Genomic DNA, 13,611 nt, shown 5'->3' with positions numbered 1-13,611 from the left:
GCCGCCATGGCCAGTTCATCCAGCGAATACAACCGCAAGCGCAACTTCGATATCACCGCCGAGCCGCGTGACGAGGACAGCCCGCGTCGGCGCAAGGCCAAGGGTGCCCTGAGCTTCGTTATCCAGAAGCACGATGCGCGCCGCCTGCACTATGACTTCCGCCTGGAACTGGACGGTACGCTCAAGAGTTGGGCGGTGCCCAAGGGCCCCAGTCTGGACCCCGGTGAAAAGCGCTTGGCGGTCCAGGTGGAGGACCATCCGATCGCCTACGGTGGCTTCGAGGGCAGCATTCCCGAAGGCCAGTACGGCGCGGGCGACGTCATCGTCTGGGATCGCGGCGAATGGCAGGCCGACGGCGACCCGGCGCAAGCCTATGCCGCTGGCAAGCTCAAGTTCGAGCTCAGGGGCGAAAAGCTCCGTGGCCACTGGACCCTGGTACGCACCCGCTTGCGGGGCCATAGCGACAAGCCTCAGTGGCTGCTGATCAAGGAGCGCGACGATCAGGCACGGGATACCGCCGAGTACGACATCACGGTGGAGGCGCCTGACAGCGTGCTGAGCGACAAGACTCTGCCGCGCCTGGCCAAGGGTACCAAGGCCAAGGAAGCCAAGGCTTCCACCCAAGCGGCCAGCCCCAAGGCACCAGCGCGCAAGACCACCGCCAAGGCTCGAAAGGCCGACCTGCCGGCGACCCTGGAGGCCCAGCTGGCGACCCTGGTCGACAGCCCACCGGCGGGAGACTGGCTGTACGAGGTGAAATACGACGGCTATCGCCTGCTCGCCCATATCGAGGGCAGCGCGGTCAGTCTGTTCACCCGCAGCGGTAACGACTGGACCGAGCGCCTGCCGGACCAGGCCAAGGCCCTCGCCGCCCTCGGCCTCGACAATGCCTGGCTGGACGGCGAGATCGTGGTCAACGACGCCCATGGGGTCTCCAGCTTCCAGGCGCTGCAGAATGCCTTCGAGACCGGCAAGGACAGCCGTATCGCCTATTACCTCTTCGACCTGCCCTATCTCAACGGCGCGGATTTGCGCGAGGTCCCGGTCGAGCAACGCCGTGAGCTGCTGGGCAAATTGCTGGAGAACGGCAACGAGAGCGACCTGCTGCGCTTTTCCGCCGCCTTCGAGGTACCGGCCGATCGCATCCTGGCCAGCGCCTGCGAACTCGGTCTGGAGGGCGTGATCGGCAAGCGCCTCGGCAGCCCCTATCGCTCCCGCCGCAACAAGGACTGGATCAAGCTCAAGTGTGCCCATCGCCAGGAATTCATCATCGTCGGCTATACCTCACCCAAAGGGAGTCGCCAGCACCTGGGCGCCCTCCTGGTAGCGCTGCATGATGAGCAGGGAGCGCTGCACTATGCCGGCAAGGTCGGCACCGGCTTCACCGCGGCGATGCTCAAGCAGTTGCACGCCAGATTCCAGCCGCTGATCGTAGAACGGCCACCGGTGGTGGATCCGCCCAAGGGCGCCGCCTATCGCGAGGTGACCTGGCTGAAGCCGGAACAGCTGTGCGAGATCGCCTATGCCGAGATGACCCAGGATCGCATCGTCCGTCAGGGCGTCTTCCACGGTTTGCGCGAGGACAAGCCAGCCCAGGAGATCGGACTGGAAGAAGCGGCACCAGCGCGCGAAGCTGAACGATCCGGCCCCTTATCCTCCTCTAGCCGAAAATCCTCGCGCACGTCCAAGGATGCCACTGTAGCTGGCGTGCGTATCAGCCATCCGGAGCGAGTGATCGACGAGGCCAGCGGCGCGACGAAGCTAGACGTCGCCCGGTACTACGAAGCCGTGGCGGACTGGATGCTGCCCCATCTGGCCGATCGCCCCGTAGCGCTGGTGCGTACCCCCGAAGGCATCGCCGGCGAGCAGATCTTCCAGAAGCACAAGCAGACCCTGGCCATTCCCCACATCCGCGAACTGGATACGGAGCTCGATCCCGGTCATGCACCGTTGATGGTCATCGACAGCCGCGATGCCCTCATCGGTGCCGCCCAGATGGGTACCGTGGAATTCCACACCTGGAACGCCACCGCCGACCGCATCGACCGACCCGACCGCTTCATCCTCGATCTCGACCCTGATCCCGCGCTGCCCTGGTCGCGCATGGTGGAGGCGGCAGAACTGGTGCTCACCCTCCTCGACGAGCTGGGGCTACAGGCCTTCGTCAAGACCAGCGGCGGTCGCGGCCTGCACTTGGTGGTCCCCCTGGATCGGCGGCAGGACTGGGAAACGGTCAAGGGCTTCGCCCAGGCCGCGGCGCAGCACCTGGCCACTACCCTGCCCAAGCTCTTTGCCGCCAAGATGGGCGCGCAGAATCGGCAGGGCCGGATCTTCGTCGACTACCTGCGCAACCGCCATGGCGCCACCACGGTCAGCGCTTTTTCCCTGCGCGCCCGCCCGCACCTCGGTGTTTCGGTACCCATCGCCCGCGGCGAGCTGTCGACCCTCCAGGCCAGCGACCAATGGCGCTTCGATACCCTGCTGCAGCGCCTCGAAGGGCTCAAGGACGACCCTTGGGCAGGATATGCGAAGGTACGCCAGGGGCTGACCCGGTCGCGGCGCGAACGTTTGGGCGCGGATTAGCGACGCGCCTATCGTCGGCCAGCGTACCGCCTAAGCGAAACCCCTTATCGCTACCCGTGGTCTGCACTAACGAGCGTTGTCGTGGACAGCGCCGTCGCCAGCCACGGGATGGAGCCGATGTCGATCGATCTGGATAGCCTTCAGGACACCCTGGACGAGTGGGCCTATGAAGAGGTCACTCCTGTACTGCTGCAACACCGCCTCCAGATTCTCAATCAGCGTGGTCTCGACCGCCTGCCGCTGCCAGGCCAGGGTCAGACCCTGGATCGCTGGCGCGCCCTGGCCAAGGTGGCCAATCACGACCTGGGTCTGGTCAAGCTGTACGAAGGCCACACCGATGCCCTCGCCATCCTGAGCGAACTGGATGGTTTCGTACCATTGCCCGACAGCCTCTGGGGTGTCTGGGCGGCCGAACCGCCGGATGCGCGCCTGTTGGTCCGCTATGGCGCCGACAGCATGGTCACCCTGCATGGCCGCAAGTCCTGGTGCTCGGGCGCTTCGCTGGTCAGCCACGCGCTGGTGACCGCCTGGATGGACGATCATCCGATGCTGGTCGCCGTGGAAATGAATCAACCCGGCGTCGAGGTGACGCAGGACGGCTGGCGCGCCGTGGGCATGCAGGCCACTGGTAGCGTCGACGTCCTGTTCGACGGCGCCGCGGGCGTTCTCGTTGGCGCGCCGGGTCGCTATCTGCATCGTCCCGGCTTCTGGCATGGCGGTGGCGGCATCGCGGCCTGCTGGTATGGGTCGGCTACCGCCTTGGCCGATACCTTGCGGGCCCATTGCAAGCGCCATCGCGAACCTCACGCCCTGGCCCACCTGGGGCATGTGGACGCCGCCCTGCTTGGCGCGGCGACCGCGCTTCGCCAGGCGGCCGCCTGGATAGATCGCGAACCCACCGCAGACGCCCGCTATCCCATCTGCCAGTTACGTGCCGTGGTGGAACAGTGCTCGGAGATCGTTATTCGCCATGCCGGTCGCGCCTTTGGCGCCGCTCCGCTGTGTCGTGACGCCTATTGCGCGCGCCATATGGCGGACCTGCCCGTCTATCTGCGCCAGAGCCACGCCGAACGCGACCTGGCCGTGCTGGGTGATCTCAATCTGCTGGAGGGTGCTCCTTGGCAACTGTAGGTGATCGTCAGATTCAAGGAACAGGCACCACACCCGAAGCCTGGCTGCAGTGGAGCGGCTTTGCCGACATGCCGGCCGTGGAAGCTTCCCAGCTGGTACCACCGGGGCACCGGGCGGTGGTCGTCGCCCCTCACCCGGATGATGAGATTCTCGGTTGCGGCGGGCTGCTCTGCCTGCTGGGCGAATTGGGTCGGCGCCTGGCGCTGGTAGCGGTCACCGACGGCGATGGCAGCCATCCGCAATCGACGCTGTGGCCAGCCAGCCGACTACGCAACACTCGACCACTGGAAACCCGCGAGGCCCTGCGCCGTCTGCAGCTGGAGCGTACCACCGTGACCCGGCTGGCGATCCCCGATGGCCAGGTGAGCGAGCAGGAAGACCTCCTGTGCCAACGCCTGCTGGATTTCCTCACGCCCGAGGACGTGGTCTTCGCCACCTGGCGCCTGGATGGCCACCCCGATCACGAGGCCACCGGCCGCGCCGCAGTGGAAGCCTGCCGGGTGCGGGGAGCCCGTTGCATCGAGGTGCCGATCTGGACCTGGCACTGGGCGGCGCCCGGCGATGCCCGGGTACCCTGGGCCCGCGCCCAGCGCCTCGATCTGGAAGACGACGTCGTGGCGCTCAAGAAGCAGGCGGTGAATGCCTTCGGCAGTCAGTTGACCGAGGACAGCAGCACGGGCCAGGGGCCGATTCTGCCGGACACCGTCGTCACCCGCCTGACGCGTGCCTGGGAGGTCTACCTCACATGACCGTCTCCATGAACTATTTCGACTCGCTCTACGCCGACAGTGAAGACCCCTGGGACTATCGCCACCGCTGGTACGAAGCGCGCAAGCGCGACCTGACCCTGGCCATGCTGCCTCACCAACGCTATGCCCAGGGCTATGAACCGGGTTGCTCCACCGGCGAATTGTCACGCCGCCTGGCCGAGCGCTGCGACCGGCTGCTGGTGAGCGACGGCAACGCCTCGGCGGTGGCCACCGCCAGCGAACGCCTGGCCGACCAGGGCCATGTCGAGGTGCGTCATCTGCTGCTGCCCAGCGCATGGCCGCAAGGCAGCTTCGATCTCATCGTCATCAGCGAGATCGGCTATTACCTCGGCACTGACGGTCTCGACACCCTGCTGGCGCAGGCGCAAGGTGCCCTGCTCCCTGGCGGCGTACTGCTCGGCTGCCACTGGCGCCATCCCATCGAGGGGTGCGCCCTGACCGGCGACCAGGTCCACGCGCGAATGGCCGCTCTGCCCGGCCTGCACCGCCTGAGCCAGCTCGAAGAAGCCGATTTCGTCCTTACCCTCTGGTCCTCCGACCCCACCTCCGTCGCCCGCCGGGAGCAGCTTCTATGATAGGTGCCGTGATACCTGCCCATAACGAAGAGCAACACGTCGAACGCTGTCTGCAATCCGTTCTACGCGCCGCACGGCATCCGGCCCTGCTGGGTGAAGAGGTCCAGATCGTCATCGTTCTGGACAGCTGCACCGATGGCACCGCCGACATCGTCCGGCGTCTGCCGGTGACCGCCCTGGAGGTCTGGGCGTGCAACGTGGGCCTGACCCGGGCGACGGGCGCGGCCCATCTGATCCAACGCGGCGCCCGCTGGCTGGCCTGCACCGATGCGGACTCCGAGGTGGCGCCGGACTGGTTCGCCGCCCAGCTCGCCTATGGTGCCGACGCGGTCTGTGGCGTAGTCGAGGTGGACGACTGGGCTCCCCATTCGCCCAGCCTGAGAGCCCGCTACGAGGCGGCCTATCATGACCGTGAAGGCCATCAGCACATCCATGGCGCCAACTTCGGCATCTCGGCGACGGCCTATCTGCAGGCTGGGGGCTTCCCGTCCATGACCGTGGACGAGGACGTCAGCCTGGTCACGGCGCTCAAGACCCAGGGCGCGCGGATCGCCTGGAGCAACAGCGTACGCGTCCGTACCAGCTCGCGGCTGGATTGCCGCGCCCGGGGTGGCTTTGGTGATTACCTGAGCCTCCTCGGCGCCACCGCCTGATCCCTAGACGCCCAAGGCGAAAGCCCCGGGTGTCGCGCCGAACTGCCGGCGAAAGGCGGCGATAAAGGCCGACGGTGAGTTGTAGCCGCAGTCCAGGGCGACTTCCGTGACCGCAACGCCCTGCTCTAGGCGCTCCAGCGCACTGATCAGCCGCAACCGCTGCCGCCAGGTTCGGAAGGTCAACTCGGTATCACGCAGGAAGGCCCGACTCAGGGTCTTTTCCGAAGCCCCCAGCACCCCTGACCACTGCGCCAGGGTGCGTTCGTCCGACGGATTGGCCGCCAGCGCCTCGCACAGCAGACGCAACCGACCGTCCTGCGGCGCCGGCAGGGACAGCCCCACTTTCGGCGCCGCCTGCAACTGGTCCAGCATCACCGCCACCAGCCTACCCTCGGGCCCTGCTTCGTCATACTCCCGCGCGAAGCCACTGAAGGTCTTGATCAGCTCGCGAATCAACGGACTCACCGCCACCACCCGACAGCGCTCGCCTACGTAGGGCGCCGCCTCGGCGCCCACATAGAGACTGCGCATCTCGGCCTTGGGCGAAGAGCGCACCTGGTGCTCGACGTCGGCGGCGATCCACACCGCCCGCTGTGGCGGTGCCACGTAGCTGCCTTCGGCCGTGGTCACCGTCAGCACACCCTTGATGGCATAGGACAGCTGCCCCCAGGGGTGCCGGTGCCAGGGCGTCCAGGCGGGTTGCGCCAGGGATTCGACCCGGGCATAGAGGCGCCGCGGCAGGTTGGTGAGTTCGGGAACGGGACGTTCGACCGCAGACTGTCCGTTTGACGACATCATTGGGGCTTTTCGCGTTAGTCGGCTAGGTCAGGAGACGATAGCCTTGAGGCTATTCGCAGACAACCCGAGAGAGACCATGGCTCGTCCCCGCCTGATGCCCGATAACTTCACCCTGCTGTTGGTCGCCACGGTGATCCTCGCCAGCGTGCTGCCCTGCCGCGGCCTCGCGGCCCAAATCGCCAACGTGGTGACCAACATCGCCATCGGCCTGCTGTTCTTCCTGCACGGCGCCAAGCTGTCGCGCCAGGCACTGGTGGCGGGCATCACCCACTGGCGGCTGCACCTGCTGGTGTTCGCCTTCACCTTCGTCACCTTTCCGCTGCTCGGCTGGGCGTTGCAGCCGCTGCTGGCGCCCCTGGTGACGCCGGAGCTCTACCTGGGTGTGCTGTTCATGTGCGCCCTGCCGGCCACGGTGCAGTCTTCCATTGCCTTCGTTTCCATGGCCCGCGGCAATATGTCGGCGGCGGTCTGCAGTGCCTCCCTGTCCAGCCTGCTAGGTATCTTCCTCACGCCGCTACTGGTACGGCTGCTGCTCGACGCCCATGGCGGCTCGGACGGCCAGAGCACCCTGGATGCCATCGTCAAGATCTGCGTCCAGTTGCTGCTGCCCTTCGTCGCCGGCCAGCTGCTGCGTCCGGTCATCGGCCACTGGGTGGACCGCCACAAGGGCAAGCTCAAGTTCGTCGACCAGGGTTCCATCCTGCTGGTGGTCTATACCGCCTTCAGTGCCGCGGTGATCGAAGGCCTGTGGCGAGAAACGCCGATGCTGTCGCTGGTGGGCCTGGTGTTCATCTGCGCGACCCTGCTGACCCTGGTGCTGCTCGCCACCTGTTACAGCGCACGGCTGCTGGGCATGAGCAAGGAAGACGAGATCACCGTGGTCTTCTGCGGCTCCAAGAAGAGCCTGGCTACGGGCGTACCCATGGCCAAGGTGCTGTTCGCCGGCAGCACCATGGGTCCGGTGCTGCTGCCGATCATGCTGTTCCACCAGATCCAGCTGATGGTCTGCGCGGTGCTGGCGCAGCGCTATGCCCGGCGTGAGGCGGTGGAAGCCGCGCCCGTCGCGGCGCCGCTTCCCAAGTGATCCCCTGGAGGTGAGGCGCCTGACTAGCGCGCCTCGTCCTCGCGGACCGGCTTGCGCATCGTCACCCACTCCTCCGCGGCGGTGGGATGGATACCCAGGGTGTCGTCGAAGCAGGCCTTGGTCGCCCCGGCCTTGAGGGCGATGGCCAGGCACTGGATCTGTTCGCCGGCGTCCGGTCCGACCATGTGGCAGCCCAGTACCTGATCGCTGTCGGCATCCACCACCAGCTTCATCAGGGTGCGCTCCTGCACCTCGGTCAGGCTCAGCTTGGTGGGCCGGAAGCTGCTCTGGAAGATCTTCAGCCGATGGCCCCGTTCGCGGGCCTCCTCCTCGCTCAGGCCGATGCTGGCCAGGTTGGGCAGGCTGAAGACGGCGCTGGCGATCAGATCGTAGTTCAGCGGACGATAGCTGTCCGGACTGAACAGGTGGCGCGCCAAGGTCATGCCTTCGGCCAGGGCAACGGGAGTCAGCTGCACCCGGCCAATGACGTCGCCGATGGCATAGATCGAGGGCTCCGAGGTCTGGAAGGTCTCGCCCACCTCGATGAAGCCGCGCTCGTCCAGGGCGACGCCCGTGTTTTCCAGGCCCAGGTCATCCAGCATCGGCCGGCGGCCGGTGGCGTAGAAGACGCAATCGGCTTCCAGGACGCGACCGTCCTTGAGCGTCACCTGCAGGCTGCCATCAGCGGCCTTGTCGATCCGCGCCACGTCGGCGTTGAATTGCAGGTCGTGGCCACGCTTGAGCATCTCGTCGCGCAGATGTTCGCGCACCCCGCGGTCGAAGCCACGCAGGAACAGCTCCCGGCGATACAACAGGGTGGTCTTGGCACCGAGCCCCTGGAAGATCGACGCGAATTCCACGGCGATGTAGCCACCGCCCACCACCACGACCCGCTTGGGCAGCTCAGGCAGGTAGAAGGCCTCGTTCGAGGTGATGGCGTGCTCGCGCCCCGGGAAGTCGGGTACGTCCGGCCAGCCACCGGTGGCGATGAGGATGCGCTCGCACCGGTAGCGCTGGCCTTCCACCTCGACGGTATGGGGGTCGAGGATGCGCGCGTGGGCTTCCAGCAGGGTCACCCCACTGTTGACTAGCAGCGCCCGGTAGATGCCATTCAGCCGGCGGATCTCGTGGTCCTTGCTGGCGACCAGGGTATTCCAGTCGAAGGCCGGCACCTCGGCATCCCAGCCATAGCCACGCGCCTGGCGGAATTCATCGCGAAAGGAGGCGCCGTAGATGAAGTACTTCTTGGGCATGCAGCCCACGTTGACGCAGGTGCCACCCAGGTAGCGGCTTTCCGCTACCGCCACCCGGGCACCGAGGTCGGCGGCGAAGCGCGCGGCACGCACCCCGCCCGAACCGGCGCCTATCACGAAGAGGTCGAAATCATAGGTCGTCATGAAGCTTTCTCTCTGCTGCTGCTGGCGTCAGCATAACGCAAGCTACCCTATGGCGCGGTGCCAGTGGCCAGCCGCCAGAAACGACAAGGCCACCCGTAGGTGGCCTCCTCGACTGCACGCAGCGGCTTACAGCGCCTTGTACAGATTCTCGAAGCAGAAGTTGGTGGCTTCGACGAAGCCTTCCGCGCTACCGCAATCGAACCGCTGACCCTTGAATTTGTAGGCCAGCACGCAACCGTCCTGAGCCTGCTTCATCAGGGCGTCGGTGATCTGGATCTCGCCACCCTTGCCCGGCTCGGTCTGCTCGATCAGGTCGAAGATGTCCGGCGTCAGGATGTAGCGACCGATGATCGCCAGGTTGGAAGGAGCATCTTCCGGCTTGGGCTTCTCGACCATGTTGTTCACGCGGTAGATGTCGTCACGGATCATCTCGCCGGCGATCACACCGTACTTGTTGGTCTCGTTGGCCGGGACTTCCTGGATGGCCACGATGGAGCAGCGGAACTGGTTGTAGAGCTTGACCATCTGCTTGAGGACGCTGTCGCCGTCGAGGTTCAGGCAAAGGTCGTCCGCCAGCACCACGGCAAAGGGCTCGTCACCGATCAGCGGACGGCCGGTCAGGATGGCGTGGCCCAGGCCCTTCATCTCCACCTGACGGGTGTAGGAGAAGGTGCAGTTGTCGATCAGTTTACGAATGCCGACCAGGTACTTTTCCTTGTCGGTGTTCTTGATCTGGCTTTCCAGCTCGTAGCTGATGTCGAAATGGTCTTCCAGCGAACGCTTGCCACGGCCGGTGACGATTCCGATTTGATGCAGGCCCGCCTCCAGAGCTTCCTCCACGGCGTACTGCACCAGAGGCTTGTTCACGATGGGCAGCATTTCCTTGGGCATGGCCTTGGTCGCGGGGAGAAAACGAGTGCCATAGCCGGCTGCCGGAAACAGACATTTGGTGATCATGGGAGTCCTTTGATCTGTACGTGAAGGCGAAACGAACGGCGGTCTATCCAGCCGCTTGTCGCATACAATGCCCGAAGCGCGCGACGCTGGAAATAGCCAGGCATGGGCGCTCAGTGGACGTGCGGATACGACTCCAGGATTGGCTTCCGGTTCTGCGCAAAGCGCCAAAGAACTGCTATCGTCCAAAGTTTGGAACCAGCGTCACGACTCCGCGGATAGATCTCGATATGAAGAAATGGATGCTCCCGTTGCTGTGTGTTTCACTCGCCGGCTGCTCCCTGGGCGGTCACCACGAGGCCGAGGAGATGCGCCCGCTGACCGCGGAACAGACCACCCTGCTGCGCCAGAACGACCTCTTGCAGGCCAAGCTGCTGGTGCTGGGCGGCAGTGAAGAACAGCTCAAGCTCGCGGATGCCCTGCTGTTGCGCAACGGTGGCAGCAGTGCCGATGGGGAGGTGGAATTCTACCGGGCGATGGTGGCCATCAAGCAGGGGCCGCAGACCGACGATGTACTGGAACTGCTGAACACGTCGGCCAGCCACCACTATCCCCTGGCGTACGCCCTGCTCTATCGCATGTACACCGATCCCTTCCTGGTGCCCGAGGCGGATCCCATCCAGGCGCAGACCTACAAGAGCGCCTATGCGGAGCTCGCGGTGGCCAAGAGCGGCTATCCGTCCTTCGACAAGGCCGTGGAAGTCACTCGCCAACTGGCCCCTTGAGGCGGCCTCTCTAGCCGGCTGCTTTGCGGCCGGTCACACTCTGGCACTGGCGAATGAGTAGCCGTTGACCTTTCGTTCATTCGAATGATGTCAATTGGCCGCCTGACGGTAGCATTCAAGCTCCACCGTCCTGCCGCCCAGAGCCTTTTCCATGTCCTCGCTTGGAAAGCTGTCACCCGATATCGCCGCCGCCCGCACGGTGACGCATCGTTTCGTCCTGTTGTTGCTGGGGTTCTTCGCGCTGGCCATCGTGCTGACGCGCCTGCCCACCTTCATCAACGCCTCCAGCGGCGAGACCTGGCAGATTCGCGGCGGGCAGATTCCGTTGATGCAGTATCCCTCCATGCCGGAACGTAGCGTGGTCGCCAACCGCCAGCTGATCACCCTGCTCAACCCCGGTGATCGCATCCTGGTCCTGGACAGCGCGCCCTTTCGCCCCTGGAAGAAGGTCATGCTGATCGGTGAAGACAGCCGCGTCGGCTGGATTCGCGTCACGCCGGCCCTGGGGGCGGTTCGGGTGGAGTGACGGCGGCCCCGGACCGCGACGACAGCAGCCGCATGACCCGGGTGTCATGCCAGCGATACCAGCGTTCATGGCCCAGCCGTTGCGCCTCGCGATGCTCCGGATGGGTGCCCCAGGCCGCCGCGGAGGCCTGGTCGACCCAGTAGGACAGCGTGATGCCCAGGCCATCGGCGTCACGCACCGACTCCACCCCCAGAAAGCCCGGCTGCTCCTGCGCCAGCTCCAGCATGCGCCTGGCCATCCGCTCATAGCCGGGATCCTCGCCCGCGCGCTGTGAGACGAAGGCGACGACTACGCAGTCCTCAGGCACGGCCACCCGGCTCATGGCTGCCCTGCCCGGGCGGCGATAACCGCCTTCAGCCAGGACCGCACCGCCACCGGCACCTGCCCGGCCAGCGCTTCGCGTTCCGGCTGGTAGAGGGTGCCGAAATGACAGGGATGGGTCTGGAGTTCGAAGGCGACCGGCAGCTCTTCGTCATCCCAGGCCAGCACGCGCCAGCCCGCGGCGAGCAGCGCCGGCAGGTATTCGGCATTCACGCCGAAGCGACAATGATAGGCAGCCCGGGCCCGCTCGCTTCCGTCCAGCCCTATCAGCCGCGAATCCGGTAGCAGACGGAGTTCATTGTGAAATTCAACGCGGGCACAGCTCAGCGGCGCCAGCAATGCCCGTGTCGTCAATGGATTTTCCTCGGCGTGGGCGGCATCGGCCCAGCCCAGCACCGAGTGGGCGTATTCCAGCAACGCATACTGCAGACCGCCGCAGGTACCGAGAAACGGAATCCGCTGCTCCCGGACCGTGCGGATCGTCGCCAGGACACCTTCACGATTACGATAGGGGCTGCCCGGGACGCACCAGAGCCCGTCACAGGCGCGCAGCGCGCCATCCGCCTCCACGCTCGGCAGCCAGCGCGACCGCAGTACGACGCCAAGCTCCGTGGCAGCCAGCGCCAGGGCCTGTGGAATGGCCTGATGAGCGAGGATGGAAGCATCCTGATCACCCAGGAGCACGATCTCGTATGACGCCATGGCGGACACCTGCACGCGTGAGGAAAGGTCCGACTCTAGGGCGTCAAGGCCAAGGTTTTAATAGGCGTCAGGGTCAGCAGGCCTTGCGCCGCTGCCCTGTCGAGCGCAGCCGTACCGACTGCCCCTGTTGGCCACTGGATCTCCCCAAAAAACACGCCCGGTACAGTGCTGTACCGGGCGTTGGCGTGCCGCGTGGATCAAGGCGCCGGATTGGGCTGGGCGACGTGGATGGCTTCGATGGCGGCCAGCGTTTCGCTGTCCAGTACCAGTTCGCTGCTCGCCAGATTGCTTTCCAGCTGGGCGAGCGAGGTGGCGCCTATGATGTTGCTGGTCACGAAGGGGCGGCTGGTGACGAAAGCCAGGGCCATCTGCGCCGGATCCAGACCACGGTCCCGCGCCAACTCGACATAGGCCTGGGCGGCACGCTGCGCCTGGGGATTGCTGTAGCGCTGGAAGCGCTCGAACAGGGTCAGCCGGGCACCGTCCGGACGGGCGCCCTGCAGGTATTTGCCAGCCAGCACGCCAAAGGCGAGCGGCGAATAGGCCAGCAAGCCCACCTGCTCACGGATGGCCTGCTCGGCCAGACCGACTTCGAAGCTGCGATTGAGCAGGTTGTAGGGATTCTGGATGGAGACCACCCGTGGCCAGCCCCGAGTCTCGCTCAGGTGCAGAAACTGCTGTACGCCCCAGGGCGTCTCGTTGGACAGGCCCACATGGCGGACCTTGCCCGCGCGCACCAGGCCGTCGAGGGCTTCGAGAGTCTCCTCCAGGGGCGTGAAGGCCGCCTCGCTGTGCTCATAACCCAGCTGACCGAAGTAGTTCGTCCGGCGATCCGGCCAGTGCAGCTGGTAGAGATCCAGGTAGTCGGTGTTGAGGCGCTTGAGACTGGCATCCAGCGCCGCGGTGAGATTGGCCTTGGTGAACGCCAGCCCGCCCTCGCGGATATAGTCCATGTCGCGCCCGGGGCCGGCCGCCTTGCTGGCCAGTATCCAATCGGCGCGGTCACCCTGCTGGCGGAAATAGTTGCCGATGATGGTTTCGGTACGGGTATAGGTTTCGGCGCGCGGCGGTACCGGATACATCTCCGCCGTGTCGATGAAGTTGACCCCGGCAGCCTTGGCAGCGCGCAGCTGCTCGAAGGCCTCGGCTTCGGTGTTCTGCTCACCCCAGGTCATGGTGCCCAGCGCGATGGCGCTAACCTTGAGATCGGTACGACCCAGCGATCGAAAGTGCATCTGGAAGCTCTCTGTTCGTGCGGAAGTCGTACAAGTTATCAGGAGCCCGAGGGGTCTGCCCATCGCTCAACGGGGTCTTTTGGTCATCCCCCGCCGGGCCGCACTCGCCAGGGGCATTATGAATCCGTAGAATGCCGCCCCGCCTCAGCGCCCTGGG

The 13,611-nt window shown here is 65.5% G+C and carries 14 protein-coding genes; 8 read left to right on the top strand and 6 right to left on the bottom strand.

Features of this window, described 5'->3' with window-relative positions:
- The first annotated feature begins 6 nt into the window (after nt 1-6).
- The 5 genes from ligD to ACUCV0_RS16355 all read left to right on the top strand — a co-directional run bounded on the left by ligD (nt 7) and on the right by ACUCV0_RS16355 (nt 5,712).
- Nucleotides 7-2,583, top strand: coding sequence for a DNA ligase D (gene ligD, locus ACUCV0_RS16375; protein ID WP_482213150.1), 2,577 nt, complete (start codon nt 7-9; stop codon nt 2,581-2,583).
- 117 nt (nt 2,584-2,700) lie between these two features.
- Nucleotides 2,701-3,714 carry an acyl-CoA dehydrogenase gene (locus tag ACUCV0_RS16370; RefSeq protein WP_420480515.1) on the top strand — a complete coding sequence of 338 codons (1,014 nt, stop codon included), beginning with the start codon at nt 2,701-2,703 and terminating at the stop codon, nt 3,712-3,714.
- Nucleotides 3,702-4,463 carry a PIG-L family deacetylase gene (locus ACUCV0_RS16365; protein ID WP_313647570.1) on the top strand — a complete coding sequence of 254 codons (762 nt, stop codon included), beginning with the start codon at nt 3,702-3,704 and terminating at the stop codon, nt 4,461-4,463. Before ACUCV0_RS16370 ends, ACUCV0_RS16365 begins: the two co-directional genes overlap by 13 nt.
- Complete coding sequence (locus ACUCV0_RS16360) at nt 4,460-5,059, top strand: methyltransferase (protein ID WP_482213149.1); 600 nt, start codon at nt 4,460-4,462, stop codon at nt 5,057-5,059. The genes ACUCV0_RS16365 and ACUCV0_RS16360 overlap by 4 nt, the downstream gene beginning before the upstream one ends.
- A complete protein-coding gene (locus ACUCV0_RS16355; protein WP_482213148.1) occupies nt 5,056-5,712 on the top strand; it encodes a glycosyltransferase family 2 protein in 657 nt (218 codons plus the stop codon). The genes ACUCV0_RS16360 and ACUCV0_RS16355 overlap by 4 nt, the downstream gene beginning before the upstream one ends.
- Before the next feature lie 3 nt (nt 5,713-5,715).
- Here the strand turns inward: ACUCV0_RS16355 and ACUCV0_RS16350 are convergent, their stop codons facing one another.
- Nucleotides 5,716-6,510: an AraC family transcriptional regulator gene (locus ACUCV0_RS16350; protein ID WP_482213147.1), complete on the bottom strand. Its 795-nt coding sequence runs from the start codon at nt 6,508-6,510 to the stop codon at nt 5,716-5,718.
- A 76-nt stretch (nt 6,511-6,586) separates the two neighbouring features.
- Here ACUCV0_RS16350 and ACUCV0_RS16345 point away from each other — a divergent pair, with 76 nt between their 5' ends.
- Nucleotides 6,587-7,594: a bile acid:sodium symporter family protein gene (locus ACUCV0_RS16345; protein WP_482213146.1), complete on the top strand. Its 1,008-nt coding sequence runs from the start codon at nt 6,587-6,589 to the stop codon at nt 7,592-7,594.
- Nucleotides 7,595-7,617: 23 nt separating this feature from the next.
- On the opposite strand, the gene gorA is transcribed toward ACUCV0_RS16345, so the two are convergent.
- Entirely contained in the window at nt 7,618-8,991 is a 1,374-nt protein-coding gene (gene gorA, locus ACUCV0_RS16340; protein ID WP_313647568.1) for a glutathione-disulfide reductase, read from the bottom strand.
- Between the two features lie 126 nt (nt 8,992-9,117).
- Nucleotides 9,118-9,948, bottom strand: coding sequence for a UTP--glucose-1-phosphate uridylyltransferase GalU (galU, locus tag ACUCV0_RS16335; RefSeq protein WP_059314756.1), 831 nt, complete (start codon nt 9,946-9,948; stop codon nt 9,118-9,120).
- 239 nt (nt 9,949-10,187) lie between these two features.
- Here galU and ACUCV0_RS16330 point away from each other — a divergent pair, with 239 nt between their 5' ends.
- Both ACUCV0_RS16330 and ACUCV0_RS16325 read left to right on the top strand, forming a co-directional pair.
- Nucleotides 10,188-10,670, top strand: a complete 483-nt coding sequence (locus ACUCV0_RS16330) for a hypothetical protein (RefSeq protein ID WP_482213145.1) — start codon at nt 10,188-10,190, stop codon at nt 10,668-10,670.
- Nucleotides 10,671-10,821: 151 nt separating this feature from the next.
- A complete protein-coding gene (locus ACUCV0_RS16325; protein WP_482213144.1) occupies nt 10,822-11,196 on the top strand; it encodes a hypothetical protein in 375 nt (124 codons plus the stop codon).
- Here the strand turns inward: ACUCV0_RS16325 and ACUCV0_RS16320 are convergent.
- The 3 genes from ACUCV0_RS16320 to ACUCV0_RS16310 all read right to left on the bottom strand — a co-directional run bounded on the left by ACUCV0_RS16320 (nt 11,162) and on the right by ACUCV0_RS16310 (nt 13,454).
- Nucleotides 11,162-11,503 (bottom strand): antibiotic biosynthesis monooxygenase family protein, encoded by a 342-nt coding sequence (locus ACUCV0_RS16320; RefSeq protein WP_482213143.1) that lies wholly within the window; start codon nt 11,501-11,503, stop codon nt 11,162-11,164. The genes ACUCV0_RS16325 and ACUCV0_RS16320 overlap by 35 nt on opposite strands.
- An 11-nt stretch (nt 11,504-11,514) precedes the next feature.
- Entirely contained in the window at nt 11,515-12,219 is a 705-nt protein-coding gene (locus ACUCV0_RS16315; RefSeq protein WP_482213142.1) for a glutamine amidotransferase-related protein, read from the bottom strand.
- A gap of 197 nt (nt 12,220-12,416) precedes the next feature.
- Nucleotides 12,417-13,454 carry an NADP(H)-dependent aldo-keto reductase gene (locus tag ACUCV0_RS16310; RefSeq protein ID WP_059314751.1) on the bottom strand — a complete coding sequence of 346 codons (1,038 nt, stop codon included), beginning with the start codon at nt 13,452-13,454 and terminating at the stop codon, nt 12,417-12,419.
- Between the last annotated feature and the right edge of the window lie 157 nt (nt 13,455-13,611).

It is taken from the genome of Pseudomonas sp. VMV1 (assembly GCF_056790235.1).
Note: the sequence above shows the minus strand (reverse complement) of the source record. Positions and strands in the feature narration are given on the sequence as shown.

Coding starts and splice junctions, on each gene's coding strand:
- ligD (WP_482213150.1), top strand. CDS start 7: ATGGCCAGTTCATCCAGCGAATACAACCGCAAGCGCAACTTCGATATC.
- ACUCV0_RS16370 (WP_420480515.1), top strand. CDS start 2,701: ATGTCGATCGATCTGGATAGCCTTCAGGACACCCTGGACGAGTGGGCC.
- ACUCV0_RS16360 (WP_482213149.1), top strand. CDS start 4,460: ATGACCGTCTCCATGAACTATTTCGACTCGCTCTACGCCGACAGTGAA.
- ACUCV0_RS16355 (WP_482213148.1), top strand. CDS start 5,056: ATGATAGGTGCCGTGATACCTGCCCATAACGAAGAGCAACACGTCGAA.
- ACUCV0_RS16350 (WP_482213147.1), bottom strand. CDS start 6,510: ATGATGTCGTCAAACGGACAGTCTGCGGTCGAACGTCCCGTTCCCGAA.
- ACUCV0_RS16345 (WP_482213146.1), top strand. CDS start 6,587: ATGGCTCGTCCCCGCCTGATGCCCGATAACTTCACCCTGCTGTTGGTC.
- gorA (WP_313647568.1), bottom strand. CDS start 8,991: ATGACGACCTATGATTTCGACCTCTTCGTGATAGGCGCCGGTTCGGGC.
- galU (WP_059314756.1), bottom strand. CDS start 9,948: ATGATCACCAAATGTCTGTTTCCGGCAGCCGGCTATGGCACTCGTTTT.
- ACUCV0_RS16330 (WP_482213145.1), top strand. CDS start 10,188: ATGCTCCCGTTGCTGTGTGTTTCACTCGCCGGCTGCTCCCTGGGCGGT.
- ACUCV0_RS16325 (WP_482213144.1), top strand. CDS start 10,822: ATGTCCTCGCTTGGAAAGCTGTCACCCGATATCGCCGCCGCCCGCACG.
- ACUCV0_RS16315 (WP_482213142.1), bottom strand. CDS start 12,219: ATGGCGTCATACGAGATCGTGCTCCTGGGTGATCAGGATGCTTCCATC.
- ACUCV0_RS16310 (WP_059314751.1), bottom strand. CDS start 13,454: ATGCACTTTCGATCGCTGGGTCGTACCGATCTCAAGGTTAGCGCCATC.